This is a genomic window from Micromonospora parva, from assembly GCF_040649675.1.
Lineage (GTDB): Bacteria > Actinomycetota > Actinomycetes > Mycobacteriales > Micromonosporaceae > Micromonospora > Micromonospora parva.
The window spans coordinates 337,377-363,743 of record NZ_JBEZFX010000004.1; the positions used below are offsets into that span (position 1 = coordinate 337,377).

Consider the following 26,367-nt stretch of genomic DNA (forward strand, 5'->3'; position numbering starts at 1 on the left):
CGTCTTCCGGCTAGCCGTGTGACCGCCGAGTCATCGACAACCAGCCGAGGAACCGGGCGTGCAGTGCGGCCAGGTCCGGGCACAGCCCCAGGCCGTACGCGTCGTCGAGCGCCTCCCGCATCGACACGGCCAGGTAGAACGCCAGCGCGATCGAATGGCCGTAGAACTCCGCCGCGAGGGCGAGCTGGGCCGGGCGGCACGGCCAGGGCGCAGCACAGTTTCGACACAACCACGCCGGGCGCATCGGCAGGTGCGGGCGGGGACGCACGCTCATCCGACCCGCACCGGAGATCGCCGCCGTTTGACCGGCCTGCTCGGTGCGACGGGCAGGGCCTGCAATCGCACGCCCGCGCGCAGCACGTACAGCTCGCGGCGCGCCACCGCGTCGCCCGCCGCGTGCAGCTGGTAACCCTCAAACCAGACCCACCCGTGGTACGTGTGCCGCTCGGGCAGCTCACGGATGACGCGTACGAAGATCGGGTGCAGGAACTGCACGCTCGCCGCGGTGGTCAGACAAACCACGTCCCCGGCCTTCATCTTCGGGTACGCGCCCGGCGTGCTGACCGGCTCCGGAATGGGCTTCTCGGGTTTGTCGTCGGGCACGGTCTCCCCCTTCGATGCCGTTGGGAAGGGGCCGCTCCCGTGAGTGCTCGCCCGTCAGGAGCGGCCCCGCTACGAACGCGACCGCCGGGTTTCGTGGTCCTCACCAGCCGCGCCGCCTGGTGACACTCTGCTGTGGAGACCACTACGCTCGGAAGGTGCTTCCGTCGTCCGGGCTGACCTGGCTAAACGGGGTCCAGACGTGTGGCATCTCGGGTAGTCGATCTCCGATTTGAGGAGCGTTGAATGGCTGACGTGCCGAGCCCTCTCGCGGACTTCATCGTGAGCGAGATCCGCCGCGCTCGCGGAGCGTCCGGAATGACGCAAGAGTCGTTCGGCCGGGCAGCGGGCTTCAGCGCCTCACACGTCAGCGCCGTGGAAAGCGGCACCCGGGCACTCACGATGGACTTCATCCGGGGAGCCGACCGCGCCTTCAACAACGACGGGTTGTTCGGACGCCTGGTGGTGAAACTCGGCGCACCGTCGTGGTTTCTGCCGTGGCTGGACGCCGAGCGCGGCGCGCGACAGCTTCGTCTGTTCGAGCCGCTCCTGATCCCAGGCCTACTCCAGACCGAGAACTACGCCCGCGTCGTGATGCGTTTGAACGACCTCATGTCCGCCACCGAGGTCGACCAGCAGGTCAGCGCCCGGATGAGCCGACACAAGATCCTCACCGGCGACGCACCACCGCAGGTGGTGGCCGTGCTGGACGAGTCAACGCTGCGCCGCGCCGGCGACGAGCACTCCGGCATCATGGCCGAGCAGATCGCCCACCTCATCACCGTCGCCGAGCTGCCGCACGTTCACATCCACGTGATCCCGGCGGGCGCTGGCCTCCACATCGGGCTGTCCGGGCCGTTCGCGCTCGCGCGAGCCGGCGACGGGGCCTGGGTTGGGCACCTCGAAAATCAGCTGGGCGGCATCGTGGTCGATAACGAAGATGGCCTTCATACTCTTCAGACGAGGTGGGAGAACGTAAGGAACGAGGCACTCCCGCGCCGACAGTCCAACGAGCTGATGAAGGAAGTGCACAGCCATCATGGACCTCACTAACGCCACCTGGCGCAAGTCCCGGCGCAGCGGATCGTCCGGGGGCAACTGCGTCGAGGTCGCCGACAATTTGCCCGGCGTCGTCGGCGTACGGGACAGCAAGGACCCTGCCGGCCCGGCCCTGACCTTCGGTCCGGCGGCTTGGCGGGCGTTCATCGCCCGGCTCGTCGAGCGACCGTAACTGCCGCGACGGGCTTCGCGCCGAACCAAGGTGCCGCAATCGGGAACGTCACAGATCACTGCGGCAGTCCATCGACCTGCTGAAGGAGGGTGAGAGCCATCATGGACCTCAGTAACGCCCGGTGGCGCAAGTCCACCCGCAGCGGCGCGAGCGGCGGGAACTGCGTCGAGGTGGCAAGCAACCTGCCCGGTGTTGTGGCCGTCCGCGACTCGAAGGACGTCGCCGGACCAGCACTGGCCTTTCCCCCAGCCGCCTGGGCCGCGTTCGTCGCCCAGCTCACCGAGCGGCCGTAGCGCCCGTCCCCGAGGGGGATTGGGCGTGGGCGCATTGGGCTGGCATGCCCACTTGGCGCACTGTCGAGATCCCCTATGCAGTTGCCGGACGCCTCGCGCCCATCAGCTGGCCCGCCAACTGCGGTTTTCGTAGCGGCGGCAGCCACCGCCTCGTCTTGGGTCGGCGCGACCTTCGAGACTCGGCGGTGGCTGCTGCAACGTCTACGGACCAACGACACCGTCACCGCAGTTCACAGCAGACCTTTCCTGCAATGAGCCCTTGCCTGCTGCGCGGGAGGCGGTGGTGTCAGCCGAAGAGGGCGGCGGAGATGTCGGCGTAGAAGAGCGCCGGGTCGCGGGAGAGCGAGGCCTTGACCTTGGCGGTGGGGCTGTCGGCGATTACTTCGAGCTTGCCCGCCTCCAGGCCGTCCAGGGCCATGGCGACCACCTCGTGGGGTGGGAGTTTGGGGATGTCGTAGGCGGCCATCATGTCGGTGTCGGCTATCGCCAGGGCCAGCGCGGTGACCTGGGTTTTCTGGTCGGCCAGCTCAAGTCTGATGCCGTTGGTGAGAGACCATTCGGCGGCTTTGGAAGCGGCGTAGCCATTGCTGGCAGGGGCGAAGGTGTACCAGCTCAGCGCTGAGATGACGTTGAGAATGGCACCCCCGCCGAGCCGGGGAGCAAAGGCGCGGGTGACGTTGAGGGTGCCCCAGAAGTTGGTGTCGAACTCGCGGCGGATGTTTTCCGTGGAGGGGCCGAGCAGCGGCGCGTTCGTGGAGATGCCGGCGTTGTTGATGAGGATGTCAAGTTCGCCCACCTCGGCTGCCGCAGCCTCGATGGACGTCGGGTCGGTGATGTCCAGCTGAAGGGGCACCACGCCGGGGATGTCGATGCTCTCGGGCCGGCGGGCGGTGGCGTAGACGGTGGTGGCACCGCGGGCGACGAGAGCCTCGGCGAAGGCCTTGCCGAGCCCACGGTTGGCACCTGTGACGAGGGCTTTCGTACCGTTGATCTGCATGCCCTCCACGCTAAAACCTCACGTTAACGTCAGAGGCAAATCTCTGCGAGGTGGGTCACTGTGCGGCCGCGGGGCCCTTCAGCGGTGGTCATGAGCGGGGGGCGTGGGCTGGCCGAGGGCCGCTTGCGACTCGTCGACGAGTCCGGTCAGGCGCGCGACCTCGGTGTCGGTCAATTGTTCGGCAACTTCGGAAGCTGCGATGTTGGACCGCAGGTGGTCGGTACTGCTCGTGCCGGGGATGACGACCATGGAGGGCGAACGGCGCAGCAGCCAGGCCAGTGCGATCTGGGCCGGTGTGGCACCGAGGCGCTCTGCCGGGCCGGTCAGCTCGGGGTGGCCGCTGAGCCGTCCGGCGGCCAGCGGGAAGTAGGGGATGAAGAGGATGCCCTGGGTCTCGCAGTCGGCGAGGACCTGGACGCCGCTGCGGTCAAGCAGGTTGAAGCGGTTCTGCACCGCCGCGATGGGGGTGATCTGCTGGGCGCGGGCCAGCACCTGCGGGGACGCGCCGGACAGGCCGATGCGGCGGATCAGCCCCTGGTCTCGCAGCTGGACGAGTGCGCCGAGCGAATCCTCCAGCGGTACGTCCTGGTGCGCGCCGGGGGTGTCGCCGACGAGTCGGAGGTAGGTCAGCTCGCTCGCGTCCGTTCCCATGTCGGTGAGGGCCTCGTGAACCTGCCGCCGGATCGTCTCCGGGCGACCGTCGACGACCCAGGACTTGTCCGGGCCACGCTCCGCGCCGACCTTGTTGCCCACGATCACGCCCTCGGGGATCGGCCCCAGCGCCTGCCCGATCAGCTGGTTTACCGTTCGTGGGCCGTAGGCGTTCGCGGTGTCGAAGAAGGTCACGCCCAGCTCGACAGCCAGGCGCAACACCCGCCGCGCCGCCTCCGGGTCGTCCGGGAATCCCCAGACCTTGGGGCCCGCGAGCTGCATGGCGCCGTATCCCACACGATTCATCGACCTCTCCTGCCGTATCACTGCGACGGTATTTCCCGTATCGCTGCCGAACCAGTGATACGCCTTATGCCGTAGCATTGCAACCGTGGAGGATGCGAAGACCCACAGTCGCCGGCAGATCCTGGAAGTCGCAGCCGAGCTCTTGGAACGGGAGGGCGCCCAGGCGCTCTCCACCCGCGCCGTCGCAGCGGCGGCAGGCATCCGTGCCGCCTCCCTGTACCAGCTCTTCGGCGACAAGGACGGGCTCCTTTCGGCGCTGGCCATCCACGCCTTCGACCTCTACATGGCGCAAAAGCACACCGTGTCGTCGAGCGGCAACCCGGTCGACGACATGCGCCGCGGATGGGACATGCATGTCGACTTCGGCCTGAAACACCCCGCCTTCTACCTGCTGATGTACGGCACCGACCGTCCCGGCCGGCGCCCACCTGCCGCGCGGGAGGCTCAAGAACTCCTCATGACGTTCCTCGGCCGCGTCGCCTCCGACGGCCGCCTACGGGTGCCGCCCGTCCTTGCCGCCCACCTCACGCTGGCAGCGGTAACCGGCACCACGCTCTCCCTGATCGGCATCCCCGAGAGCGAACGCGACCCGGAGGTCTCACCGCGCATGCGGGAAGCACTCATCGACGCCCTGACCACCGACACGAGCCCAGCCCCGGACTCCACCCTCGCCGCTCGCGCCCTCGCGCTCGATGCCGCCCTCGGCGGGGCGGATCCAGCTGTCGTCCCGCTCCGCCCCGTCGAGACCGCACTCCTGCAGGACTGGCTCCAGCAACTCGCCCACTAGGACGAGCCGGGCCCCTCGAAGGTCATGTGTCAGACACGGCCTAGTTGCCGACGCCGAGGCTCGACATGAACGCCGCCGGGTAACGGTCACCGCGCGCGGCACCCTTCGGCACGGCCGCCTCGATCTCTTCGAGATCATCGGCCGACAGCTCCACGTCCAGCGCCGGCAACGCCTCGGCCAGCCGCTGCCGGGTGCGTGCGCCGACCAGCGGAACGATGGACGGGTCCTGCGCCGCGACCCACGCGATCGCCAACTGCGCCACTGTGCACCCCTTCGCGTCGGCAACCCGGCGCAACGCCTCCACCAGTGCGAGGTTGTGCGACGCGTTCTCGGCGGAGAAGCGGGGACTGTTATTACGCGGATCGTCCGCGCGCCCCGGCACCCAGTTCCCCGAGAGCAGGCCACGGCCCAGCACCCCGTACGCGGTCAGCCCGATGCCCAGCTCCCGCAGCGTGGGCAGCACGTCGGCCTCGACCGCCCGCGACAGCAGCGAATACTCAATCTGAAGATCAGCGATCGGATGTACGGCGTGCGCCCGCCGGACGGTCTCCGCGTCAACCTCGGAGAGCCCCACGTACCGCACGTAACCGGCGTCGATCATCTCCTTGATCGCGCCGATCGTGTCCTCGATCGGCACCGACCGGTCGAGCCGGGCCGGCCGGTAGATGTCCACGTGGTCGACACCGAGCCGAGTCAGCGAGTAGCTCAGGAAGTTCCGCACCGAAGCCGGGCGGGAGTCCTGACCGGCGAACCGCATGCCCGGCCCCACCTGCTGCCCGAACTTCACACTCAGCAGATAGCTGTCCCGGTCGCGTCCCCGCAACGCCTCCGACAACAGCAGCTCGTTGTGCCCCATGCCATAGAAGTCACCGGTGTCGACCAGCGTGACCCCCGCCTCCAACGCGGCCCGTACGGTGGCGATGCTCTCCTCGCGATCGGCCGGGCCGTACGTGCCCGACATGCTCATCGCCCCCAGCCCCACCGCGGAAACCGTGGGACCCGTGTTGCCCAGAGTGCGTGTCTGCATCGAAACTCTCCCTCATCGGTCGATGTCGGCTCCACCCTGCGCCGCTTTCCGGCCCGCCGGCAGCGGAGCGCTTATCGTGGGAGCGCCGCTCCCTGGCTCGGTGCACAGTCCCGGGGCAGCATGGAGGCATGCAGCGTGAGCAGCTCGCCGACTTCCTGCGGCGCCGGCGCGAGTCCATCCGCCCCGCCGATGTCGGCATCGCCGACGGCCCCCGCCGCCGCACCGCCGGCCTGCGCCGCGAGGAGGTCGCCATGCTCGCCGGCATGTCCGTCGACTACGTCGTCCGCCTTGAGCAGGGCCGCAGCAGCCAGCCGTCGACCCAGCTGCTCGCCGCCCTGGCCCGGGCCCTGCGTCTGAGCGACGACGAGCGAAGCCACCTGTTCCACCTGGCCGGCCACCAGCCGCCGCCCGCCGACGGCATCGCCCGCCTGGCCCGGGCCGGCCTGGTCCGCCTGCTCGACCTGGTGGGCGACACCCCCGCCATGGTCCTGTCCGACCTCGGCGAGGTCCTGGCGCAGAACCGCATGTCGATCCTGCTCACCGGCGACCACACCGGGCTGACCGGCGACCGCCGCTACGTCGCCTACCGCTACTTCACCGACCCGGTCATCCGCGACCTCCACGGCCCCGAAGAATGGCAGCGGCACGCCCGCCAGCAGGTCGCCGACCTGCGCACGGTGGCCGGCCGGCGGGCCGGCGACCCGGCCGTGACCGGCCTGATCGAACGGTTGCGGGCAGCGAGCGACGACTTCCGGCGGCTGTGGGCCGAGCACGAGGTGGCGGTACGCCGGGCCGACCGCAAGACGTTCCTGCACCCGCGCGTGGGCCGCATCACGATGGACTGCGAAACCCTGGTCACCCCCGACCTCGGCCAGCAGCTGCTGGTGCTGACCCCGGCCGACGCCGAGGACCGGGAGAAGCTTGAGCTGCTGCGCGTGCTCGGGGTCGAGGAGTTCCCGGCCGCCGCGCCGCACTGACCCTGGTCGCAAACTGCGGCCGAGCTACACAAAGACGGCCATGCGCTAGCGCCCTTGCCATGCAGCCTTGAACGGGTAATCCAGGTGCGCGGCGTCCCAGGCGGCTTGGTGGGCGACGGACGAGTCGACCTGTACGCCGGATTCTGTGCGCGGCGCGTACCCCGAGGGGTTTGCGCCGGCGGCGGCCATCCATCTCGGCCTGCCGTTGCCGGCAGGCTCCAGCGGCCTACCCGCAGACATCGGGCGGGCAGCCCTCAAGCGTCTGCGCCGGGTCGTCATCTTGCGGTGACGGCCCTTGCTTGGCCTTGCTCCGGGTGGGGTTTACCGAGCCACCCCGGTCACCCGGGGTGCTGGTGGGCTCTTACCCCACCGTTTCACCCTTACCGTCCCCGTTGGGGTCGGCGGTCTGTTTTCTGTGGCACTGTCCCGCGGGTCGCCCCGGGTTGCCGTTAACAACCACCCTGCCCTGTGGAGTCCGGACGTTCCTCGGCGGCGGGCCGAAGCCCGCCGACGCGGCCGCCCGGTCGACTCGTCCGTCGCGCTCTCATCCTAACGACGAGCGTGCTGCCGGTATTGCCGCCCCGCCTGGGCAAGATCGCCCAGTTCATGGAACGGTCCGCCGATTCCGTCTCGCGGGGCGACGGCTAGCCTCGTGGGGCTATGGATCTCTCCCACGCCGCGCTGCTGCTCGCCGCCGGTCTCGCCGCTGGCACTGTCAACGCGGTGGCCGGTGGGGGTTCGCTGATCACCTTCCCGGCGATGATCGCGGTCGGGTTGCCGCCGGTGCCGGCGAACGTCAGCAACTCCGTCGCGGTGTTCCCCGGGTACCTGGCCAGTGTGGCGGGCAGCCGGCAGGACCTGCCGCGTCCCCGTGCGCTGGCCACGCTGGTGCCCACCACCATCGTGGGCACGATCGTCGGGGCGTTGCTGTTGCTGGCCACTCCGGCCCGCGCGTTCGAGTTGGTCGTACCGTTTCTGGTCCTCGGCGCGACGGCGGTCCTGGCGTTCCAGGATCCGCTGCGCCGGCTGGTCGGTCACCCCCGGGACATGTCGCCACGCCAGCGGACGGTCGCGGTGCAGACGATGGTCGCGCTGGGGGCGGTGTACGGCGGGTACTTCGGTGCGGCGCTCGGGGTGATGCTGGTGGCCGGGCTGGCCCTGGTGCTGGACGCGACCCTGGCCCGGGTGAGCGCGATCAAGAATCTGCTCTCCGCGCTGGTGGGGTGCACGACGCTGGTGGTGTTCGCCCTGTTCGGCCCGTTGAACTGGGCGGCCGTCGCGGTGGTCGCGCCGGCCACCCTGATCGGTGGGTACGCGGGCGCCCGGCTGGTCCGTCGGCTGCCGCCGGTGGTGCTCAAGACGGTGATCGTGGTGTTCGGTACGACGATCGGCCTCTACCTGCTGTGGCGCGCCCTGAACTGAGGCCGGAGATCCGCAGGCTCCACCCCGACGCCAGCCAAGATCCGCGCAACATCAGGGAAAGTGCCGCCTCAATCGCCGTTGAGGCAGCAGTTTCCCCGAAAGTGCGCGGATCTTGGCCGGCGGTCGCGAGCCCGGGGTGGCGGGGCGGCGCCGGCGTCAGTAGGCCTCGCCGACCGGCTCCTCGGCGGTGTTCTCGGCACTGGCGGCGCTGCGGTTCCAGCGGGACCAGAGCACCCGCTCGCCGTAGCCGGCGGCCATCACGTGCGCGAAGGCCAGGTAGACGAGCACGCCGACGGCGAGCACCCCGAAGCCGACCCAGAACGGCAACGAGAGCGACTGCTCGGCGAGCTTGCCGGAGATGATCGGTGCCGGCGCGGCGGCACCCCAGCGGACCAGGTTGAACGCGCCGGTGGCCACCCGACGGTCACTGGAGCCGAGGCCGAGCGCCAGGTCGGTGAGGTTGGCGTTGGCGAGCCCCATGCAGAGCCCGGCGAGCACCAGGACCACGAGCGACTCGGCGGTGCTGCTGGAGGTGGCGAAGAGGACCATGCAGACCAGCAGGCCGGCGATGGCCACGCCGACGGTCTGTACCGCGCCGATGCGGTGGGCCAGCCGGTGACCGATGACCAGGATGCCGGTGGCCAGGCCGAGACCCCAGCCGGTGAACGCGAGCCCCAGCGGGATGATGTCCAGGCCGAGGAAGAGCGGCGTGTAGCCGAGCACCACGAAGAACACGAAGTTGTACGCGGCGGTGACCGCGCAGAGGGCGATGAACGCCGGCCGGCGGTAGGTGCTGAAGATCTGGCCGAGGCGTACCGGGGCCTGTCGGTTGGTGGGTTCGCGGAGTTTGCGGGAGGCCACGCCGAGGGCGAGGACCATGAAGACGCCGCAGACGAAGAACGGCAGCCGCCAGCTGATCTCGCCGAGCAGGCCACCGATCAGCGGTCCGACGGCGAAGCCGAGGCCGAGGGCGGTTTCGAAGAGGCCGACCACCCACTCCCGGTCGATGGCCAGGTTGACCAGCACCACCATGGCGGTGGCGAAGAACATCGCGTTGCCCAGCCCCCAGACGCCGCGCAGCACGGAGAGCTGCACGATGTTGTCGCTGAACGAGGCGAGGATCGCGGCGAGGCCGACCACGGAGACGCCGGTGATGAGCACCGGTTTGAAGCCGAACCGGCCGCTGGCGAGCGTCGCCGGGATCATGCCGAGGGCCATGACCGCGATGTACGCGGTGAACAGCAGTTCGACCTGCCAGGCGGTGACGCCGATCGCGTCGCCGATGGCCGGCAGGATCGGGTCGACGACGGCGATGCCGGCGATGGCGAGGAAGGCCACCAGGGTGGTGGCGTAGATGGCACTGCGGTTCGGTTCGGAACGCCGATCCACTCCGACTCCTCAGATAGCTGTATCGTACAGGTATTTATTCTGTATCATACAGCTATGAGCGACGACAGTGACGAGAGCACCCTCGGCCAGATCGAGACCGAGGTCGCCCTGCTGATGCGCTTCGGCGAGGCCACAAGGCGGGCCACCGGCACCGCCGAGCACCGGGTGCTGGACCGCGCGGCGTACGTCATCCTGCGCCACCTGGCCGACGCCGGCCCGCAGAACGTCTCGGCGCTCGCCGCCCGACTCAACCTGGACGGCTCCACCGTCACCCGGCAGGTGTCAGCGCTGCAGCGCGACGGCCTGATCACCCGTACCCCGGACCCGTCCGACGGCCGCGGCACCGTCATCTCCCCCACCCCGGCAGGCCTGCAGCGGATGGCCGCCGTCCAGGCCGCCCGCACCCGGCTCTACGGCGACATGCTGGCCGACTGGAGCGCCGAGGACCGCGCCACCCTCGCCGTCCTCCTGGGCCGCCTCAACCAGGCCCTGATAAACCGCAACCGCCCCCGCTGAACGACCCGCGACACCTGTGCCACCACCAAGATCGCGCAAGATCCTGGTGGTAGTGGCATCCCTCGCGGTCCGACAGCACTACAACAAGGATCAAGCACGATCTTGACGGTGAACCCGCCGAGCCCGCCCGGCCACCCGCCGAGCCCGCCCGGGCCGGCCGGGTTTCAGGAGAACGTTCGGCGCGCCCAGGCGCGGAAGTCGGTGGTGGGCAGGCCGAGGGCGCGGGCCATCTCCGGACGGGCCGGGCTTCCGTTCTCGTTGATCTGCTCGACCGCCTTGACCATGGCGGGCAGCAGGCCGCGCTCGACAGCCTCCTGCGGGGTGAGCACGGGAGCGGTAACCGCCCGGCCGGTGACCTCACTCAGGATGGCCGCGATCTCGGTCATGGTGAGCAGGTCGCCGGCGAGTTCGACGTCCAGGCCGTCGAGCTTCCCCGGGCTGGTGAACGCGAGCGCGGCGGCTTCGCCGATGTCGTCGACGGCGATCCACGGCATCCGCGTGTCTTCGGCGAAGCCGGTGATGATCGTGCCGCTGGACCAGTCGCCGAAGAGGTAGGACCAGCCGAGCAGGTTCTCCATGAAGGTCGAGGGCTTCAGGATGGTCCAGTGCGCGAAGCCACCGGAGCGCACCATCTCGTCGATGGCCGCCTTGCTCTCCCAGTAGTGCGTGTCCCACCGGCCCTCAGCCCAGCCGGGCTGGTTGCGGTGGAAGTCCCCGGCACCCGAGACGCTGCTGTGCACGACGTGCGCCACGCCGGCCCTGCGCGCCGCCTCGACGACGTTGCGGCCACGGGTCACCTCGGCGTCGCCCTGCATGTCCGTCACATCCGGATACGGGATGGAGAAGAGGCCGTCCATCCCGTATGCCGCGGCGAGCAGCGAGTCGGCGTCGTCCAGGTTGCCAGTGACCAGTTCGGCGCCCCGCTCCCGCAGGGCTTGGGCGCCGTCGGCGCCCGGATCGCGGACCAGGGCGCGGACCGGGACGCCACGGTCGAGCAGCGCCCGGGCCGTGGCCCCGCCCTGCTTGCCCGTCGCGCCGATGACGAGAACAGCCATGATGCCTCCCACGAAACAAGTGGGGTGTCCCCCCACTTTTCGTCGGCTACGATACGGGGGACCACCCCACTTCTGCAAGGCGGGTCATGAGAGCGGACGCGAAGCGCAACTACGACCTCATCGTCACGGCGGCGTCCGAGGCGATCGCCCGCGACGGCGCGTACGCCTCGCTGGAGGAGATCGCCCGATCCGCCGGGGTCGGTTCGGCGACCCTGCACCGGCACTTCCCCACCCGGTGGTCGCTGCTCCAGGCGGTCTTCGGCGGATGTGTCCGCAACCTGGCGACGCGCGCCGGAGATCTGCTCGCCGCGTCGGACGCGCTCGACGCGCTGACGACCTGGCTGCACGAGGTGACCGCGTACGCCACGACGACCCGCGGCCTCGCGGACTCGCTCCTGAACGAACCCGCCGAGGAGTCCGAGACCTGCGGCGCGACGCTCGTCGCCGCCGGTGAACCACTGCTCCGCCGAGCCGTCGACGAGGGATCGGTACGACCCGGCATCACCATGGCCGACCTGATGATCCTCGCCAACGGCATCTCACTCGCGGCACAACCGATGGGCGCGGCCAAGGCGGAACAACTGCTGACCCTCGCCCTGCGGGGAATCGGGCCAGCGGTCCGGCCACAGCCCTGAGCCGTCGCCGGCCCGGCCCGGCAGCCCTTGCTGACCCCGCCCTCGCTTCCTGCCCATGGTGGAGGGTGCCTGATTCGTTTGCGACATCAGCTCTACAGCATCTGAAGGCACCTCACTGCCCCCGCGACAACGCCTTCCACAGCAACGACCCGAGACGACCACCCCGAGACGACCAGACCCAGACGATGGCCTGGGCACAGATACGCCCGGGCACCGACCGACGTCGGCACCCGGGCGTATCAGCGGTCAGGCGACCGGCTCGCGGGCCGAGTCGGCGTCGCGCTCGGTGCCCGGGGTGACCCGAGGGTCGCCCTCGTCGGCGAAGTAGTCGTCCGGCTCGGTGCCGTCGATCCCCTCCTCGACCTTCGCGGCCCGCAGCGCCAGCGTCACCAGCGCCGCCACGGCCAGGTTCACCGCCACCGCCACGATGCCCACGTAGATCGTCTTGGTGGTGTCGAACCCGAACTCCGACAGCGGGAACGCCGAGCCACCGAAGTGCTTCCGGGTCGGGCTGGCCACCTGGTAGAGCATCCACATGCCCAACCCCATGCCGACCGCCCAGCCGACGATCAGGCCGGTGCGGTGGAACCAGCGGGTGTAGAGGCCCAGCGCCACCGCCGGCAGCGTCTGCAGGATGATCACGCCGCCGATCAGCTGGAGGTCGATGGAGAACTGCGGATCGAGGAACACGATGCAGGCCACCGCGCCGACCTTCACCACCAGCGAGGTGATCTTCGAGACGTTCGCCTCCTGGGCCGGGGAGGCGTCCCGCTTCAGGTACTCCTTGTAGATGTTGCGGGTGAACAGGTTCGCCGCCGCGATCGACATGATCGCCGCGGGCACCAGCGCGCCGATGCCGATCGCCGCGTACGCGACACCGGCGAACCAGTCCGGGAACTGCTGGTCGAAGAGCAGCGGCACGACGGTGTTGCTGTCGACAGTGCCCTCCTTGGCGCCGGGCAGCGGCTTCACACCGGCCGCGATCGCCATGTAGCCGAGCAGCGCGATCAACCCGAGCAACAAGCTGTACGCGGGCAGCGCCGACATGTTCCGCTTGATCACGTCGCGGTTCCGGCTGGCCAGCACACCGGTGATGCTGTGCGGGTAGAGGAAGAGCGCCAACGCCGAGCCGAACGCCAACGTCACGTACTGAAGCTGGTTGTTGCCGTTGAGCAGGATGCCGTCGTCGGCCCGCTGCGACGCCTGGAACTTGGCGTCCGCCGCATCAAAGATGTCACCCCAGCCGCCCAGCTTGTACGGCAGGTAGACGACCGCCACCAGGATCACGATGTAGATCAGGCTGTCCTTGACGAACGCGATCAGCGCCGGCGCGCGCAACCCCGACTGGTACGTGTAGGCCGCCAGGATGGCGAACGCGATGATGATCGGCAGGTGCCGCGCGATGGTGCTCTCCCCGGTGACGCCCATCGTCTTGAGCACCGCCTCGATGCCGACCAGCTGCAACGCGATGTACGGCATGGTGGCGACGATGCCGGTGATCGCGATCAGCAGCGCCAGCACCGGCGAGTCGAACCGCTTACGGACGAAGTCGGCCGGCGTGACGAAGCCGTGCCGGTGCGACACCGACCAGAGCCGCACCAGCACCAGGAAGACCAGTGGGTAGATGACGATGGTGTACGGCACGGCGAAGAAGCCCATCGCGCCCGCGCCGAACATCAACGCCGGCACCGCCACGAAGGTGTACGCGGTGTAGAGGTCACCGCCGACCAGGAACCAGGTGATCCAGCCGCCGAAGCTGCGCCCACCCAACCCCCACTCGTCCAGGTGCGCCATGTCCTTCGGAGCCCGCCACCGGGCGGCCACGAAGCCCATCACGCTCACCAGCAGGAACAGGAACGAGAAGACGATGATCTCGGTGAGATGGTCCCGCCACATCAGTGACCTCCCCGCTTCTTTGTCATCTGGTAGACCAACGTGGTGGTGCCGACGCCGAGCAGGATGAAGGCCAGTTGCAGCCAGTAGAAACGCGGGAAGCCGAAGACCCGGGGCGAGTCGCCATTGAAGAAGACCGGGACCAGCGGCACCACGATGGGAATGAACAGCAACCAGTTCCAGGGGCTGTGGTCCTTCGCCCTGGTCGGCGCCGTGGTGGTGGGCGCCTCCGGTTCGGGTGCAGCCATCTGACACACCTCCGGGGAGTCGTGGATCTCGATGTAACGGCCGGAGGCTACGGCTTTGTGGCGTCCGTCACGTGACCCGTCAGGCGCGTCGTGCGCCGAGCGGCGAGTGTGGTGCGCCGAATGACGCCCCGCCGGCACGGGACAGCGCAGACGGTGCCTGCCTACTAGCCTGATGGCGACCAAGGGTTGCGGGGTGATCACCGTGTCGCGGTACGAAGTCGAGGCCATGCGGGCGTTGGGCACGTCCTTCAGCACCTACGCCGACGAGCTGGACCAGCAGACCAACTGGGCACTGTCCGGGTTGGAGATGCCGTCGGCGGCGTTCCCCCTGTTCGCGTTGTCCGCCGTCGACGACTACGAACGGTCCCTCTCCGCCGTTGGCGCGGTGACGGCCACCCTGCGCGAGACGTTCGAGGCGATCGGCGCCGCGTTGCAGCGGGTCGCCGGGCACTACGACCAGTTGGAGGCCGACCAGGCCGACGGCTTCCGACGCCCGCACAACTGAGAGGGGCACGAGGTGTCCGGTTGGGACGAGGGCTCGTGGACCGACCCGAGCAGCGACGCCTTCGACACGCTGATGGTGCGCGGTCTTGTGGTGGCCGTGACGAGCACGTTGATCGTCGCCCTCGAACCGTCCGGGTCGGGGATGGCGGCGGCGTCGGTGGCCGCCCTGCTGGTAATGCCGAACGTGGTCGACCCTGAGCCGTGGTTCAACAACTCGGGCACCTGGGGCGAGCTGAAGAACACCTACGACAGCATGCACGCGCAACTGCTCAGCCAGGTTGAGAAGCTGAACGGCTACTGGGACGACTCGGCTGCCCGCCAGTTCCACGCGTTCGCCACCGGCGACCTGTTGCCCGCCCTGGATCGGCTGACCCAGACCTGCGCGCTGATGGATTCGTACTGCGCGCAGATGGCCGTCGGGGTCAGCACCACGCTGGCGGCCTTCCTGGTCGGCACGGCCGCCGCCATCGGTGGTGCGATCGCGGCGAACGCCTCCGGTCCGGTGTCGCCCGCGGTCAAGGTGGCGATCTTCGTGGCCTGGGCGGGCTTCGCGGTCGCTGTCATCGGCCTCCTGGTGGGTTTCGCGTTGCTGGTGTGGCAGTCGGCGAAGAGCCTCGGCGACGCGAACGACGCGCTCGCCAACAAGTTCGCCGACCAGGCCGGGAAGATCGATACCCGCAGCGTCCAGCTGCCCGAGTCGTTGAAGATCGAGATCGGTGATCCGAGCAGGTGGGAGACGCGGTGACGGGGGACGCGGAGGCGATCGCGGCGGCGGCGCGGGAGGCCCAGCGGCAGGGCTACACGGAGGCGTCGCTGCGGCAGGTCCAGAGCCGGGTGAACGAGCTCAACGAACGGGTGGCGTCGCTGCGGGAGGAGAGCGTCTCCGCCAGCGACGGGACGGGCACGGTGACCGTCCGGGTGACCGGCGACGGGGAGGTCGCCGGGGTGTACATCAGCCCACAGGCCATTCGGGACCTCGACGCGGACGCGCTCGGCAACGCCTGCGTGGAGGCGGTCCGCGAAGCCCAGACGCGACTCGCCGCAGTGCTCGGCGAGCGACTTCAGGAGATCACCGGAAACGACGGGGTGGACCAGGCGGTCAGCCTGCGGCAGGCCCTGGACGAGTTCCGCACTGCGGCGGGGAGGGCCAGCTGATGGGGCGTCCCGATCTGGGCGCGTTGACCCGACAGATGAACGCGCTCATCACCGCGACCGTGGAGTTCGCCGAGCAGGCCGCCGACCGGAGGCACGTGGTCTCGTCGCCCGACGGGGAAGTGACAGTCGAGATGTCCGGCAACCGGGAGCTGCTCACCGTCCGGATCGACCCCCGCGCCCGTCGCACGGTCGACAACCTGACCCTCGGTGACCTGGTCGCCGAGACCATTCGGGCGGCCGGCCGCGAGGTCGACCAGGCCCGGCAGGCACTGCTGGATTCGTTGCCGATCGGCGACCACCGGGTCGGTGAGGTGCTGCGCGACCCGCAGCGCCTGCTGCGGAACGGGCCTGGCGCGGAGGCGGCGAGGTGAGCCGCCGACCCCGCTCCCCCCGGGCCAACAGCGCGATCCTGCTGGTCTGGTTCGTCGCCGTGACCCTGCTGCTGGGCGGGCTCGCGCTCGACGGCGAGATGCCCGGCCTGATCCGGCTGGCGCTGGCGCTGCTCTGGGCCGGTCTCGCCCTGCCGACCCTCTACCTGCTGCGGTGGCTGCACCGCAGAGGCACCGCCGGGCAACCGGCCCGGTCGGGGCAGGACCGGACGAGCCGGTGAGCCCCGACCGCCGCTGATCAGAGCGCGGCGAGGTGGGCGGTGTCGTTGACCGTCCGCACGGCCACGCCGCCGTCGGGCCACATGTCGAGCACCGAGATGCCGGCCGCGTCCAGGAAGAGCCGGTGCAGGAAACCGTCGCCGGCCGCGAGGGCGTCGCGCAGCACCAGCTTGATCGGCGAGACGTGGGAGACGACCACCACTGTCTCACCGGGGTACGCGGTGAGCAGTCCGGCGATGACCCGGTTGGCGCGTTCGGCGACGTGGGTGAACGACTCCCCGCCCGGCGGCGCGATCCGGGGTGAGGCGAGCCAGGCGTCCATCTCCCCCGGCCACTGGTCGCGCACCTCGGCGAAGGTGCGCCCTTCCCACTGGCCGAAGTCGCACTCGATCAGGTCGTCCTCGGTGCGGACCGGCACGTCGCCGAGGGCCCCGGCGATCGCCGCCGCGGTGGCCGTACACCGGGACAACGGTGAGCTGAGCACGGCCGCGACGGACGGGGCCAGCTCCGCCACCCGGGCACCGGTGGCGCCGGCCTGGGCCCGGCCACGCTCGGAGAGCGGCACGTCGCCGCGCCCGGAGTAGCGTCGCTGCTCCGTGTACGGGGTTTCGCCGTGCCGGACCAGGATCAGCCGGGTGGCGGTGAAGGTGGGCCGTGGCTCCCAGGAGGCCGGCGCGGTCGCCGGGTCACTGCCGGTCGCCGGCTGGCCGGCGCCGCGCGACGCGGGACGGCCCACGGTGTCAGCCGACGCGGGACGGCCGGTGGTCGCGGTGGCCGGTGGGCGGCCGGCGGCGGCGTCCATGGCGGCGTTGGCGAGGGCGTCGGCGTGCCGGTTCTGCTCGCGCGGGATCCAGCTGAACCGGACCGCAGTGAACCGGCCCACCAGCGCGGCGGCCTGGGCGGCGAGGGGCCGCAGGCCGGGGTGCTTGATCTGCCACCGGCCGCACATCTGCTCGACCACCAGCTTGGAGTCCATCCGGACGTCCACCTCGGCGGCGCCCAGCTCGGCGGCGGCGGTCAACCCGGCGATCAGGCCCTGGTACTCGGCGACGTTGTTGGTGGCCGTGCCGAGCGACTCGGAGCGCTCGGCGAGCACCTCGCCGGTCTCCGGGTCGCGGACCACCGCGCCGTAGCCGGCGGGGCCGGGGTTGCCCCGGGACCCACCGTCGGCCTCGACGGAGACCACGCGCGGCGCCACGACCTACAGGCCCGACTCGTTGGTGCGGACCATGATCCGTCGGCAGTCCTCGCAGCGGACCACGTCGTCGGGGGCGGCCTTGCGGATCCGGGCCAGGTCGGCACCGGACAGCTCCAGGCGGCACCCGCCGCAGCGGCCCGCGGTGAGCAGCGCGGCACCCAGCCCGGTGTCCTCGCGGATCTTGTCGTAGAGGTTGACCAGCTCGGCCGGGAGGTCGGCGGCGAGCGGCTGACGGGCGCCCCGCTTGAACTCCTCCTCCTTGGCGATCTCGGCCAGTGCCTCGTCGCGGCGCTGTTCGGTGGCGGCCCGCTTGTCCCGGGTCTCGGCCAGCCGCTGCTCCACGCCGTCCAGTACGCCCTGCGCGGTTTCCCGCTGCTCCATCAGCTCCAGCTCGGCGTCCTCCAGGTCGCCCTGGCGGCGCTTCAGCGACACCAGTTCGTGCTGGAGCGCCTCCAGCTCCCGGGCCGGGCCGGTGCCGGCGGCCAGTCGGTTCTCGTCCTTCTCCTTGCGGGCCCGGACCTGCTCGACGTCCTTCTCCAACCGGGCGATGTCCCGGTCCAGGTCGTCCACCGCAACCTGGGCGCGGACCCGCTCGTCCTCCATCGACGACAACTCGCGGGCCAGCGCCTCCAGCTCGGCGCGCTCGGGCAGCGAACGCCGGCGGTGGGCGAGCTGGGCGAGGTTGGTGTCGATCGCCTGGAGGTCGAGCAGGCGGCGCTGCACCTGAGGGTCAGCCTTCACGGTCGGGCTCCTTGTCGTCCACAGCGGGTGCGGCGGCGTGCACGGTCCACGGGTCGGTGTCCAGGTCGGACACCAGCGTCTCGACGTCCAGCGCCTCCCGGAGGAAGGCGGCCAGGTCGTCCAGCCACGGTCGTTCGGTCGCCCAGTGGGCGGCGTCGATCAGGGCGGGACCATCGGCGGCGAGGTGCTCGCCAGCCGGGTGGTGCCGCAGGTCGGCGGTGAGGAACGCGTCCACCCCGGCGGCGGTCGCGGCGCCGAGGAAGCTGTCCCCCGACCCGCCGCTGACGGCGAGGGTACGAACCATACGCCCGGGATCCCCCGCCGCGCGAACTCCCCAGGACGTGACGGGGAGCACCGCGGCGGCGTGCCGGGTCAGTTCGGCGAGGGTCATCGGCTCGGGCAGCTCGCCGATCCGGCCGAATCCCCGGTCGTCACCGTGGGCGGGCGAGCCGGGCGCCGGCCGCTGGAGTGGGCGTGGACCGGTGAGCCCGAAGCGGGCGGCGAGGGCGTCGGAGACACCCGGGGAGGCGACGTCGGCGTTGGTGTGCGCCGTGTAGAGCGCCACCCCGGCCCGGATCAACCGGTGGATGATCCGCCCCTTGAAGGTTGTCGCGGCGACCGACGACACCCCGCGCAGCAGCAGCGGGTGATGCGAGACGATCATGTCCGCGTCCGCGGCGAGCGCCTCGTCGACCGTCTCGGGCACCACGTCGACCACGCAGAGCACCCGGCGGACCGGGGCGGCCGGCTCGCCGAGCACCAGGCCCACCCGGTCCCACTCCTCCGCCCAGACCGGCGGAAAACGCCGTTCCAGCTCGGCCACCACGTCGCCGACAGTGGGGGCGGATCCGCTTGTGCTCACGGCGGGCCAGCTTACCGGCGTGGCGGCCACCGGGCGGTGACACCCGGCCCGGCCGCGTCGGACGGACGCCCTAGGCGGCGGTCCAGGAGACGGTCTGCAACGCGGCCAGCGGCATCGCCCAGGGGAAGGCGTGCATGTGCTGTTCCCCCGTCCCGGGCGGATGCAGCGCGATCACGTCGTCGCCGAAGAGCACGGTGACGCCCCACTCGGCCAACCGGGCCACCCCGGCCCGAAACGCCGGGTGGCAGGCCATCGCCGCGTTGGTGTACGGCACCGCCACGATGGGGACGCCCTTGCCCTGGGCCTCGACCAGCAGCCCGAGCGCCAGGGTGTCGGTGATCCCGGCCGCCCACTTGTTGACCGTGTTGACGGTGGCCGGGCAGACGATCATGGCGTCGGCGGGCGGCAGCACGTCCGGGTCGCCGGGATTCTTGTAGTGCGTCCGCACCGGATGGCCGGTCTGCCGAATCAGGGCCGACTGGTCGACGAACTTCGCGCCGTCCGGCGTGGTGATCACGCAGACGTCCCAACCGTCCTGTTGGGCGAGGTCGACCAGACGACCGACGTGCCGTGCCAGCGGCGAACCGCAGGCGATGACGTAGAGCACCTCGCGGTGCCCGCTGTTGCGCGTTGTACCGGCCATCAGACCGGCTCCGCGCTCATACCCCTACTCCCATGTGCTCAGCCAACTCCGCTACCGGAGAAGGCGGCGCACCACGTGTGCGACGGAGGATGTCCGACATCACCTCGTGCGCGATCGGCCGGCAGCGGATCTCCGACGGGGCGAGCCGATCACCGAGCAGCAGCATCTCGCCGGCGTTCGCCACGTCACCGATCTGGGCGTAGCCGCGGGCGATGTCGAGCAGGTGGTGGGCGCGACGCTCGGGCAGCAGCGCGTTGAAGGACGGCTCCGCGATGCGCAGCCGGTGCACCTCCACGGCCCGCCCACCGTCGCCCAGCTCCACTGCGGCGGCGGCCCGGTGCAGCTCGACGTTGGTCGGGCCGAACGACGTCCAGTAGTGGTTGTGGTCGCCACCGAGCAGGTTGGCCGCCTCCTGCGCAGCGTTGATCAGGTCGTCGACGCTGGCCGAGTCGCCGATGCGGGACGCGGCCATCGCGCCCTGGAGCAGCAGCATCCCGTAGACGGAGAGGCGGGCCGGGGAGACCTCGTTGCTCCCACCCGGTGCCAGCCGGTTGGCGATCTGGACGTTCAGCTCCAGCGCGGGACGGGCCCGCCCCATCGCGACCAGGGCGTTGCACACCCGCGTGGTGGCGATCCCGGCCAGCAGGGGGTCGTCGGCGCGCTGGGCCACCGCCATCGACCGGTCGGCGGCCAACCAGGCGAGCTCGCACTCGCCGAGCTTGCGCAGCACCGAGGAGGCGATCTGGTAGACCTGGCCGAGCAGGTGGGCCGCCTCGGCGGCCTGCTCACCGCCGTACGCGGCGTCGGCCGCCTGGGCGTCGCGCAGCAGCTTGGGCAGCGCCCGGGTGAGCATCCCGTAGCGGCCGTACTGGTAGGTGAGCCAGGCGTGGTTGACGGCCTTGCGCATGTCGTCCATCGGCGGCGGGAACGGCGCCGCGTCGAAGTACGCGCTCATCGAGTCGTAGCGTTCCAGCGCCGCCCGGATCTCCTGCACCTCGACCTGGTCGATGCAGTTGAGGGCGTCGGCGCGGCGCTCCGGATCCTTGCCCATCAGCAGCTGGACGTCCATCTGGAGGATGTCGGCGATCTCGTAGAGGACGGAGAACTTGTCCAGCCGGCGGACGCCGCGCTCGACCTTGTCCACCCAGCTCTTGGACTTGCCCAGCCGGTCCGCGAAGACCTGTTGGGACATCTTGCGTCGCCCCCGCCAGTAGGCCACTCGCCGTCCTATGGGTAGCTCGTCCATCTCCCCATCCTCCCCTGCCACCGACGACCAATCGAGTCGGGGCGATGTCCGCGGGTGCGGCGGCCGCTTTTCACTTTCAGGTTTTGGCTGGTCGCACAGGATGTACGTCAGCCGTACAGCTGGTCCTCGTACTTTTCGTGCAAGTTGCACGAGCCGTTCGTCAACCTCAACGATCGTGGGTTACGGCAGTGACGGTGCTCGACATGCGACCTGGCGAACGCCGGGACCGACGAGAGGAGTTGGCACACATGTGGGGGAATGTCGGACCGCGCGTCGCCGAACTGTCGCCGCTGGAACGGGTCCGGCTGCGCCGGGTCGCCATCCGGTACGCCGCACACGGCTGGCAGGTCACACCGGGCGCCTGCCTGGCCCGCAGCCGTTTCGTCTGCGGCCGGGCCGGCTGTCCCACGGTGGGCTGCCATCCCGCCCTGGAGAACTGGGAGCTGGCCGCCAGCGCCGACCCGGCCCGGGTCGCCACCTGGTGGCGGAGCCGCCCGCACGGGGTGCTGCTGCCCACCGGTCGGGCCTTCGATGTGCTGGAGGTGCCCGCCCACCTCGGCCGGCACGTGCTCGACGCGGTCCAGATCCACCCGGCCGGCACCGGCGTACGCGGGCCGGTGCTGGTCACGCCCACCGGGCGGTGGATGTTCCTGGTCCGCCCCGGCGACCCGCTCCGGCCGGAGTTGGAGCACTGCTTCCACGTGGTCCGGCACGGGCCGGGCTCGTGGATCCCCGCGCCGCCCACCCGACTGCCGGAGGGCACTGTCCGCTGGGCGGTCGCCCCGGAGCAGGCCCGCTGGCAGCTTCCGGATTCGTACCTCGTGCAGAACACGTTGATCGGCGCGCTGCGCGCCACCGGGGTGACGCTCACCCCGGACCTGCTCCCCGGTCACCTGCCGCTGCCCCGACGAGGCATGTGAGACGGGCCCGCCCGACGATTCGATCCGGTGGCCGACAGCGTCGCCGGAGCGCCGGTCCTCGTTGACAGGGGGACGGTGCGAACGCGCGCCACGAACGGGGGAACGATGTCCACAAACGACAGGGCGCCTCATCCCGGCGGCACCGAGCCGCCCCGGCGCAGCCACCGACGGCACCGCTGGGCCGGCACCCGACCGGCCGGCTCCCGCCCCGGCCGCCCACGCCCCACCGGCTCCCGCCCCGCCGGCACCCACCGCCCCCTCCGCTAGGCGCTAGTCGGCTAGCGGCAGGTCGACGGAGAGATACTGGCGGGCGTTGTCGGTGATCGCCGCGTGGGTGTGGTCGTCCAGGCGGGCCAACCAACCGAGGCCAGGGGTGCCCATGGCGAGGGCGGCGGTGGCGTACGCGTCGGCCACCCCGAGGTCGGTGCCGACCACCGTCACCGAGCGCAGCCCACTGGCCGGCGTTCCCCGGCGCGGGTCCAGCACGTGCCGGCCTCGCTCGTACACGCCGGAGGTGGCCACCGCCAGGTCCGTCCCGGTGAGCACCAGGCAGGCCGCCATCGCGTCCCACGGGTGCCGGATGCCGATGCGCCACGGCTCCCCGGACGGCGACAGACCCCGCACCCGCACGTCACCGCCGGCGTTCACGCAGTGGTTGACGGCGCCGGCGGCGACGAGGCGGTCCGAGGCGACCTGAGCCGCCCAGCCCTTGACGAAGCCGGACGGGTCGAACCGACCGGTGGCGTACGCGTCGAAGAACCCGTCGGTGGCGCCCCACAGGTCGGCGCAGGTCTCCAGCACGTACCGCAGGTCCGCGGACGCCTCGGAGAGCAGCACCTCACCCCGGTCGAAGCGGCACACCTCGCTCGCCGGCTGGTAGGTGCTGAACCGCGCGTCCACCTCGTGCATCCAGGCGAAGACCTCATCGGCCAGCTCGCGCAGGGTCGCCGGGGGCAGATCGTCGGCGAGGTCCACTGTGACGGCCGTACCCATGATCTGTTCGACCCGGCACAGCCCGGGCCGGGTCAGCGTGGCCCGCACGTCAGAATGCCTGCTCGATGGCGGACCGCAGCGACTGCTTGTAGGAGTTGCTGGTCTCGGTGGCCCCGGAGACGGTGTTGAGGTTGGCGTTCTGCTTCTGCACCACCTCTCCACCGCTGCCGTCGTAGCGGTCGCGCACGTCACCGCTGTGGATGTCGGATTCACCCCCGCTGGGCAGCGACAGCGCGACCGCCTCGACGATCCGGTTACCCGAGACGACGATCTGCACCTGCACGTACCCGTACTCGTTGTCGAAGCCGTTGCCGGTGACCCGGCGGGTGGTCGGCTGGGGTGCCTTGGTGGTACGCGGGGTGCTCGGGGCCTTCGTCGTGGTCTTCGTGCCGGACGGGCGGGCGGTGGTCTTGCCGGGCTTGGGCGACACCGGCGCGTCGGCCGTCTTCGACGGCGTGGCCACCTCCCCGGCCGGGTCCGTGCCCGGCGCGGCCGGGTCGGCGCTCGGGTCGGCGCCCGGCGCGGTGGGGTTGACCGGCTGGGCGGTCGGCAGGTTCTGGGCGACCTGGGTGGCGCCCGGCGAGCCCTTGAACACCACCAGCGCGGTGGTGCTGGCGGCCAGGCCGGTGATCGCGAGGAGCGCGCGACGCATGGGTATGCCCTTCCTACAGCTCGAACGTGGCCAGGTGGATCTGCCGCCGGGGCACGCCGGCCCGGCGCAGCGCCCGCACCGACTGTTCCACCAACCCGGGCGGCCCGCACAGGTAGACGTCGCGCCGGGCCACGTCGGGCACCAGTTGGCGCAGCCCGTCCGGGCTCATCAGCTGGCGGGGTCCGGGGTCGTCGCGGGAACCGATGACGTACCAGAGCGAGGTGTCGCGCTCCTGGGCCAGCCAGTCCAACTCGCGGCTGAGCAGCACGTCGGCCGGTGTGCGGGCCCGGTAGATCAGCGCGGCGCCCGGCGGCAACTCCTCCAGCATCGCCCGGATCGGGGTGATGCCGCTCCCGCCGGCGATCAGCAGCGCCCGCTCGCGCAGCCGGTGCGCGGCGGTGAAGGTGCCCGAGGGGCCCTCGGCCCAGACCCGGGTGCCCGGGTCCAGGTCGCGCAGGTCGGCGGTGTGGGTGCCGACCACCTTGACGGTGATCCGCAGCCAGCGGCCGTTGGCGGCGGCGGAGACGGAGAACGGGTGCGACTGCCACCAACAGCCCCGGGTGAGGAACCGCCAACGGAAGTGTTGGCCGCCGAGCATCGCCAGCCGGCCGAGCCGCTCCCCGGTGAGGTAGATGGAGATGGTGTCGGTGCTCTCGGCGACCACGTCGGCGACCCGCAGCTTGTAGCGCAGGTTGAACGCCAGCGGCGCGATCACCCGGCCCCAGAGCACTGCGGCGACCACCAGGACGTAGAGCGCGATCCAGCCGGTGCGCACCGGGCCGGGCTTGTACAGCTGCGCGCCGTGGGTGAACTGGTGGCCGAAGCCGAGCAGCAGGATCAGGTAGCTGGACAGGTGCAGCAGGTGCCACAGCTCGTAGGGCAACGCCCGCCGGATGGCCCGGATGCTGGTGAACCCGACAAGCACCATGATGCCGGTGGCGACGAACGCGGAGACCATGTCCTCGTAGTCGCCGAGCAACGTGCCGACCTCGGCGAGGATCGACTGGTTACGCAGGTCGGCGTAGCCGACGAGGATCAGCGACATGTGGGCCAGCACGGTGACCAGCAGGGTGGCCCCGATGTCCCGGTGCCAGCGGGCGGTGTGCTCGCCGCCGATCCACCGTTCCAGCACCGGCAGGCGACTCATCATCAGCACCTGCACCAGCAGCAGGTAGCCGGCGACCAGGCCGGTGATCCGGCCGGCGGCGGTGACGGTGGCGGCGGGGGTGCGCAGCGATCCGGCGGGGGTGCCCAACCACCACGGGAGCACGCTGGCGAGCAGGCCGACCAGGAGCAGCACGCCCAGCAGCCGTCGGCCGCCGGGTCCGCGCCGGGCCGGGCTCTGTGGGGGTACGGGTGCGGCCGACCGGCCGCCGTGCCGGGACGAGGTCCCGGTACGACGGCCGGCGGCGTGGGTGTGCGAATACGTCACGCGTACAGCTTCATCGGGGCGTACTTCTGGCGGGGGAAGATCTTGTCGACCTCCGCGTTGGTGAGCCCGAACCGGCCCTGGGCCACCGCGCCGTAGACGTTGAACATGTTGTTGTACTCCGGCACGTCACCGGAGTCCAGCTTGTCCAGACCGTTCCAGGTGCCCAGCAGCGAACCGGCCAGCTTCTTGCCGGACAGCAGGGTGACCACGCCGCCGTGCCCGTGGTCGGTGCCGCCGGTGTTGGAGCCGACCCGCCTGCCGAACTCGCTGGACACCATGATCGTCACGTCGGCGGCCTTCGGGCCGAGGTCGGTGAAGAACGCGGCCATCGCGCTGGCCAGTTCGTTCAACCGGCGGTGGAGCTGGCCACCCTCGCGGGTGCCCTGGTTCTCGTGGGTGTCGTAGCCACCCATGCCGACGGTGGCGACCCGCACGTTGGCGCCGCCCTTGATCAGCTGGGCGAGCTGCTGGAACGCCCGGCCGACGCCCTCGTACGTGACGCCCGCGGCGGGCTGGTACGGCTTGGCGGCGAGCTTCTGGGCGGTGGCCAGCGCGCCCATGCCCTCCTGCACGGCCTCCTCGACCGGGTGGTTGATCCCGGTGAAGAGCCCCTTGATGGCCTTCTCGGTGGCCGCCCGGAACTTTTCGTCACCGTTGAGCCGCAGCGAGCCGACGCTGTTCAGCGAGAGCGCGCCGTTGTTGCCGACGAGCGAGCGGGGCAGCGTGCTGCCGATGCCGACGCTGCGGAACGCCGTGCCCTTGCCGAGGTTGTCGACGAGCCCGTCGAGCCAACCCCGGCCACCGGTCTCGTTGGGCAGTCCGCCCAGGTTGCAGGCGTCCGCGGCCTGGAAGTGGCTGCGGGACAGCCGCTCGTCCGAGACCGCCGGGATGAAGCCCAGCTGACCGGCGGTGAGCCACTTCTCCAGCGGCTTGAATGCGCTGGTCAGCTTGAAGCCGCGGCCCAGGGCCAACGAGTCGTTCCCGAGCAGCAGGTCCGGGCGGGCCTTGGCGAGCACCGGGTCGTTGTCCGGAGCGACGAGGCTCAGCCCGTCCAGCCCGCCGTAGAGGAAGACGTGGATCAGGGTGCCGGTCTTGGTCGCCGCGAACGACGCCGAGGTGGTGACGAACTGGGCGGTGGCCAGCGCGGTGGCGGTGGCCGCGGCACCGGCGACGAAGGTCCGCCGGGTCACGCCCCGCCCGTCCTGCTGGGCCTCCTCCAGGTTTTCCAGGGTGCGGTACCTGTCGAACTCGGCGGCGTTCTCGGCGGCGACGATGTCGGCCTCGGCGCGCAGCAACGCCTCGGCCGGGTTGTCGGCCAGCCGTCGCACGTCCGGGCATTCGGGGTGCAGGGGGAAAGAGTTGTACACAGTCTTCTCCATCGGGTGC

Annotated in this window: 32 protein-coding genes and 1 other RNA gene; 14 read left to right on the forward strand and 19 right to left on the reverse strand. The window is 70.8% G+C overall.

All coding sequences use genetic code 11. The features are described 5' to 3' along the window. Nucleotides 1-10: 10 nt before the first annotated feature. Nucleotides 11-274 (reverse strand): hypothetical protein, encoded by a 264-nt coding sequence (locus AB0C03_RS12770; RefSeq protein WP_030330167.1) that lies wholly within the window; start codon nucleotides 272-274, stop codon nucleotides 11-13. After that, a complete protein-coding gene (locus AB0C03_RS12775) occupies nucleotides 271-603 on the reverse strand; it encodes a hypothetical protein (protein ID WP_357636589.1) in 333 nt (110 codons plus the stop codon). The genes AB0C03_RS12770 and AB0C03_RS12775 overlap by 4 nt, the downstream gene beginning before the upstream one ends. Nucleotides 604-846: 243 nt before the next feature. On the opposite strand from AB0C03_RS12775, the gene AB0C03_RS12780 reads away from it, so the two are divergent. The 3 genes from AB0C03_RS12780 to AB0C03_RS12790 all read left to right on the forward strand — a co-directional run bounded on the left by AB0C03_RS12780 (nucleotide 847) and on the right by AB0C03_RS12790 (nucleotide 2,124). Continuing rightward, a complete protein-coding gene (locus AB0C03_RS12780) occupies nucleotides 847-1,653 on the forward strand; it encodes a helix-turn-helix domain-containing protein (protein WP_030330170.1) in 807 nt (268 codons plus the stop codon). Continuing rightward, on the forward strand, nucleotides 1,640-1,831 hold the full coding sequence (locus AB0C03_RS12785; protein ID WP_030330171.1) for a DUF397 domain-containing protein: 192 nt from the start codon (nucleotides 1,640-1,642) through the stop codon (nucleotides 1,829-1,831). The genes AB0C03_RS12780 and AB0C03_RS12785 overlap by 14 nt, the downstream gene beginning before the upstream one ends. A gap of 101 nt (nucleotides 1,832-1,932) precedes the next feature. After that, nucleotides 1,933-2,124, forward strand: coding sequence for a DUF397 domain-containing protein (locus tag AB0C03_RS12790; protein WP_030330172.1), 192 nt, complete (start codon nucleotides 1,933-1,935; stop codon nucleotides 2,122-2,124). A 286-nt stretch (nucleotides 2,125-2,410) separates the two neighbouring features. On the opposite strand, the gene AB0C03_RS12795 is transcribed toward AB0C03_RS12790, so the two are convergent. Together AB0C03_RS12795 and AB0C03_RS12800 are read right to left on the reverse strand one after the other, a co-directional pair. Further along, entirely contained in the window at nucleotides 2,411-3,121 is a 711-nt protein-coding gene (locus AB0C03_RS12795) for an SDR family oxidoreductase (RefSeq protein WP_030330174.1), read from the reverse strand. Between the two features lie 78 nt (nucleotides 3,122-3,199). Next, complete coding sequence (locus tag AB0C03_RS12800) at nucleotides 3,200-4,156, reverse strand: aldo/keto reductase (RefSeq protein WP_209444514.1); 957 nt, start codon at nucleotides 4,154-4,156, stop codon at nucleotides 3,200-3,202. Nucleotides 4,157-4,163: 7 nt separating this feature from the next. On the opposite strand from AB0C03_RS12800, the gene AB0C03_RS12805 reads away from it, so the two are divergent. After that, entirely contained in the window at nucleotides 4,164-4,865 is a 702-nt protein-coding gene (locus tag AB0C03_RS12805) for a TetR/AcrR family transcriptional regulator (protein WP_081883755.1), read from the forward strand. A gap of 40 nt (nucleotides 4,866-4,905) precedes the next feature. Here the strand turns inward: AB0C03_RS12805 and AB0C03_RS12810 are convergent, their stop codons facing one another. Next, on the reverse strand, nucleotides 4,906-5,892 hold the full coding sequence (locus AB0C03_RS12810; protein ID WP_030330181.1) for an aldo/keto reductase: 987 nt from the start codon (nucleotides 5,890-5,892) through the stop codon (nucleotides 4,906-4,908). A 128-nt stretch (nucleotides 5,893-6,020) separates the two neighbouring features. Here AB0C03_RS12810 and AB0C03_RS12815 point away from each other — a divergent pair, with 128 nt between their 5' ends. Further along, on the forward strand, nucleotides 6,021-6,869 hold the full coding sequence (locus AB0C03_RS12815; RefSeq protein ID WP_030330183.1) for a helix-turn-helix transcriptional regulator: 849 nt from the start codon (nucleotides 6,021-6,023) through the stop codon (nucleotides 6,867-6,869). 116 nt (nucleotides 6,870-6,985) lie between these two features. Here the strand turns inward: AB0C03_RS12815 and rnpB are convergent. After that, nucleotides 6,986-7,401: RNase P RNA component class A (gene rnpB, locus AB0C03_RS12820), an RNA gene on the reverse strand. A gap of 128 nt (nucleotides 7,402-7,529) precedes the next feature. On the opposite strand from rnpB, the gene AB0C03_RS12825 reads away from it, so the two are divergent. Further along, the gene (locus AB0C03_RS12825; protein WP_030330185.1) at nucleotides 7,530-8,291 is read left to right on the forward strand and encodes a sulfite exporter TauE/SafE family protein; all 762 of its coding nucleotides are present in this window, start codon (nucleotides 7,530-7,532) and stop codon (nucleotides 8,289-8,291) included. A gap of 156 nt (nucleotides 8,292-8,447) precedes the next feature. Here AB0C03_RS12825 and AB0C03_RS12830 read toward each other — a convergent pair whose 3' ends face one another. Next, a complete protein-coding gene (locus AB0C03_RS12830; protein WP_030330186.1) occupies nucleotides 8,448-9,680 on the reverse strand; it encodes an MFS transporter in 1,233 nt (410 codons plus the stop codon). Between the two features lie 54 nt (nucleotides 9,681-9,734). Between AB0C03_RS12830 and AB0C03_RS12835 the strand changes: the two genes are divergently transcribed. Then, on the forward strand, nucleotides 9,735-10,196 hold the full coding sequence (locus AB0C03_RS12835) for a MarR family winged helix-turn-helix transcriptional regulator (protein ID WP_030330188.1): 462 nt from the start codon (nucleotides 9,735-9,737) through the stop codon (nucleotides 10,194-10,196). A gap of 164 nt (nucleotides 10,197-10,360) precedes the next feature. Here the strand turns inward: AB0C03_RS12835 and AB0C03_RS12840 are convergent, their stop codons facing one another. Next, on the reverse strand, nucleotides 10,361-11,251 hold the full coding sequence (locus AB0C03_RS12840; RefSeq protein ID WP_357636598.1) for an NmrA/HSCARG family protein: 891 nt from the start codon (nucleotides 11,249-11,251) through the stop codon (nucleotides 10,361-10,363). 86 nt (nucleotides 11,252-11,337) lie between these two features. Between AB0C03_RS12840 and AB0C03_RS12845 the strand changes: the two genes are divergently transcribed. Continuing rightward, entirely contained in the window at nucleotides 11,338-11,886 is a 549-nt protein-coding gene (locus AB0C03_RS12845; RefSeq protein ID WP_357636601.1) for a TetR/AcrR family transcriptional regulator, read from the forward strand. Between the two features lie 246 nt (nucleotides 11,887-12,132). Here the strand turns inward: AB0C03_RS12845 and mctP are convergent, their stop codons facing one another. Continuing rightward, entirely contained in the window at nucleotides 12,133-13,782 is a 1,650-nt protein-coding gene (mctP, locus tag AB0C03_RS12850) for a monocarboxylate uptake permease MctP (protein WP_357636604.1), read from the reverse strand. Continuing rightward, nucleotides 13,782-14,027 carry a DUF3311 domain-containing protein gene (locus AB0C03_RS12855; RefSeq protein WP_030330196.1) on the reverse strand — a complete coding sequence of 82 codons (246 nt, stop codon included), beginning with the start codon at nucleotides 14,025-14,027 and terminating at the stop codon, nucleotides 13,782-13,784. Before AB0C03_RS12855 ends, mctP begins: the two co-directional genes overlap by 1 nt. 202 nt (nucleotides 14,028-14,229) lie before the next feature. On the opposite strand from AB0C03_RS12855, the gene AB0C03_RS12860 reads away from it, so the two are divergent. From AB0C03_RS12860 to AB0C03_RS12880, 5 genes are read left to right on the forward strand one after another with little or no spacing between them, the layout of a single operon-like run. After that, nucleotides 14,230-14,532 (forward strand): hypothetical protein, encoded by a 303-nt coding sequence (locus tag AB0C03_RS12860; RefSeq protein ID WP_156057393.1) that lies wholly within the window; start codon nucleotides 14,230-14,232, stop codon nucleotides 14,530-14,532. A 12-nt stretch (nucleotides 14,533-14,544) separates the two neighbouring features. Continuing rightward, nucleotides 14,545-15,276 carry a hypothetical protein gene (locus tag AB0C03_RS12865; RefSeq protein ID WP_030330200.1) on the forward strand — a complete coding sequence of 244 codons (732 nt, stop codon included), beginning with the start codon at nucleotides 14,545-14,547 and terminating at the stop codon, nucleotides 15,274-15,276. Beyond that, nucleotides 15,273-15,686, forward strand: a complete 414-nt coding sequence (locus tag AB0C03_RS12870; protein ID WP_167337285.1) for a YbaB/EbfC family nucleoid-associated protein — start codon at nucleotides 15,273-15,275, stop codon at nucleotides 15,684-15,686. Before AB0C03_RS12865 ends, AB0C03_RS12870 begins: the two co-directional genes overlap by 4 nt. Beyond that, nucleotides 15,686-16,057, forward strand: a complete 372-nt coding sequence (locus AB0C03_RS12875; protein WP_030330204.1) for a YbaB/EbfC family nucleoid-associated protein — start codon at nucleotides 15,686-15,688, stop codon at nucleotides 16,055-16,057. The genes AB0C03_RS12870 and AB0C03_RS12875 overlap by 1 nt, the downstream gene beginning before the upstream one ends. After that, nucleotides 16,054-16,296 (forward strand): hypothetical protein, encoded by a 243-nt coding sequence (locus AB0C03_RS12880; RefSeq protein ID WP_357636610.1) that lies wholly within the window; start codon nucleotides 16,054-16,056, stop codon nucleotides 16,294-16,296. Before AB0C03_RS12875 ends, AB0C03_RS12880 begins: the two co-directional genes overlap by 4 nt. Before the next feature lie 17 nt (nucleotides 16,297-16,313). Here the strand turns inward: AB0C03_RS12880 and AB0C03_RS12885 are convergent, their stop codons facing one another. The 5 genes from AB0C03_RS12885 to AB0C03_RS12905 all read right to left on the reverse strand — a co-directional run bounded on the left by AB0C03_RS12885 (nucleotide 16,314) and on the right by AB0C03_RS12905 (nucleotide 20,984). Further along, entirely contained in the window at nucleotides 16,314-17,492 is a 1,179-nt protein-coding gene (locus tag AB0C03_RS12885) for a bifunctional RNase H/acid phosphatase (RefSeq protein WP_030330208.1), read from the reverse strand. Between the two features lie 3 nt (nucleotides 17,493-17,495). Continuing rightward, nucleotides 17,496-18,233, reverse strand: a complete 738-nt coding sequence (locus AB0C03_RS12890; protein ID WP_030330209.1) for a zinc ribbon domain-containing protein — start codon at nucleotides 18,231-18,233, stop codon at nucleotides 17,496-17,498. Further along, the gene (locus tag AB0C03_RS12895; protein WP_374224276.1) at nucleotides 18,223-19,059 is read right to left on the reverse strand and encodes a Nif3-like dinuclear metal center hexameric protein; all 837 of its coding nucleotides are present in this window, start codon (nucleotides 19,057-19,059) and stop codon (nucleotides 18,223-18,225) included. Before AB0C03_RS12895 ends, AB0C03_RS12890 begins: the two co-directional genes overlap by 11 nt. A gap of 106 nt (nucleotides 19,060-19,165) precedes the next feature. Beyond that, nucleotides 19,166-19,738, reverse strand: a complete 573-nt coding sequence (locus AB0C03_RS12900) for a flavoprotein (protein ID WP_030330214.1) — start codon at nucleotides 19,736-19,738, stop codon at nucleotides 19,166-19,168. A gap of 16 nt (nucleotides 19,739-19,754) precedes the next feature. After that, nucleotides 19,755-20,984, reverse strand: a complete 1,230-nt coding sequence (locus AB0C03_RS12905; RefSeq protein WP_030330215.1) for a helix-turn-helix domain-containing protein — start codon at nucleotides 20,982-20,984, stop codon at nucleotides 19,755-19,757. Nucleotides 20,985-21,232: 248 nt separating this feature from the next. On the opposite strand from AB0C03_RS12905, the gene AB0C03_RS12910 reads away from it, so the two are divergent. Then, complete coding sequence (locus tag AB0C03_RS12910; protein ID WP_030330217.1) at nucleotides 21,233-21,904, forward strand: bifunctional DNA primase/polymerase; 672 nt, start codon at nucleotides 21,233-21,235, stop codon at nucleotides 21,902-21,904. 270 nt (nucleotides 21,905-22,174) lie between these two features. Here the strand turns inward: AB0C03_RS12910 and AB0C03_RS12915 are convergent, their stop codons facing one another. From AB0C03_RS12915 to AB0C03_RS12930, 4 genes are read right to left on the reverse strand one after another with little or no spacing between them, the layout of a single operon-like run. Next, entirely contained in the window at nucleotides 22,175-22,897 is a 723-nt protein-coding gene (locus tag AB0C03_RS12915) for an FAD:protein FMN transferase (RefSeq protein WP_210865465.1), read from the reverse strand. Nucleotides 22,898-22,946: 49 nt separating this feature from the next. After that, the gene (locus tag AB0C03_RS12920; RefSeq protein ID WP_030330220.1) at nucleotides 22,947-23,549 is read right to left on the reverse strand and encodes an FMN-binding protein; all 603 of its coding nucleotides are present in this window, start codon (nucleotides 23,547-23,549) and stop codon (nucleotides 22,947-22,949) included. 13 nt (nucleotides 23,550-23,562) lie between these two features. Beyond that, on the reverse strand, nucleotides 23,563-24,981 hold the full coding sequence (locus AB0C03_RS12925; RefSeq protein WP_030330221.1) for a ferredoxin reductase family protein: 1,419 nt from the start codon (nucleotides 24,979-24,981) through the stop codon (nucleotides 23,563-23,565). Further along, nucleotides 24,978-26,360 (reverse strand): DUF1501 domain-containing protein, encoded by a 1,383-nt coding sequence (locus tag AB0C03_RS12930; RefSeq protein WP_030330222.1) that lies wholly within the window; start codon nucleotides 26,358-26,360, stop codon nucleotides 24,978-24,980. The genes AB0C03_RS12925 and AB0C03_RS12930 overlap by 4 nt, the downstream gene beginning before the upstream one ends. Nucleotides 26,361-26,367 lie beyond the last annotated feature (7 nt).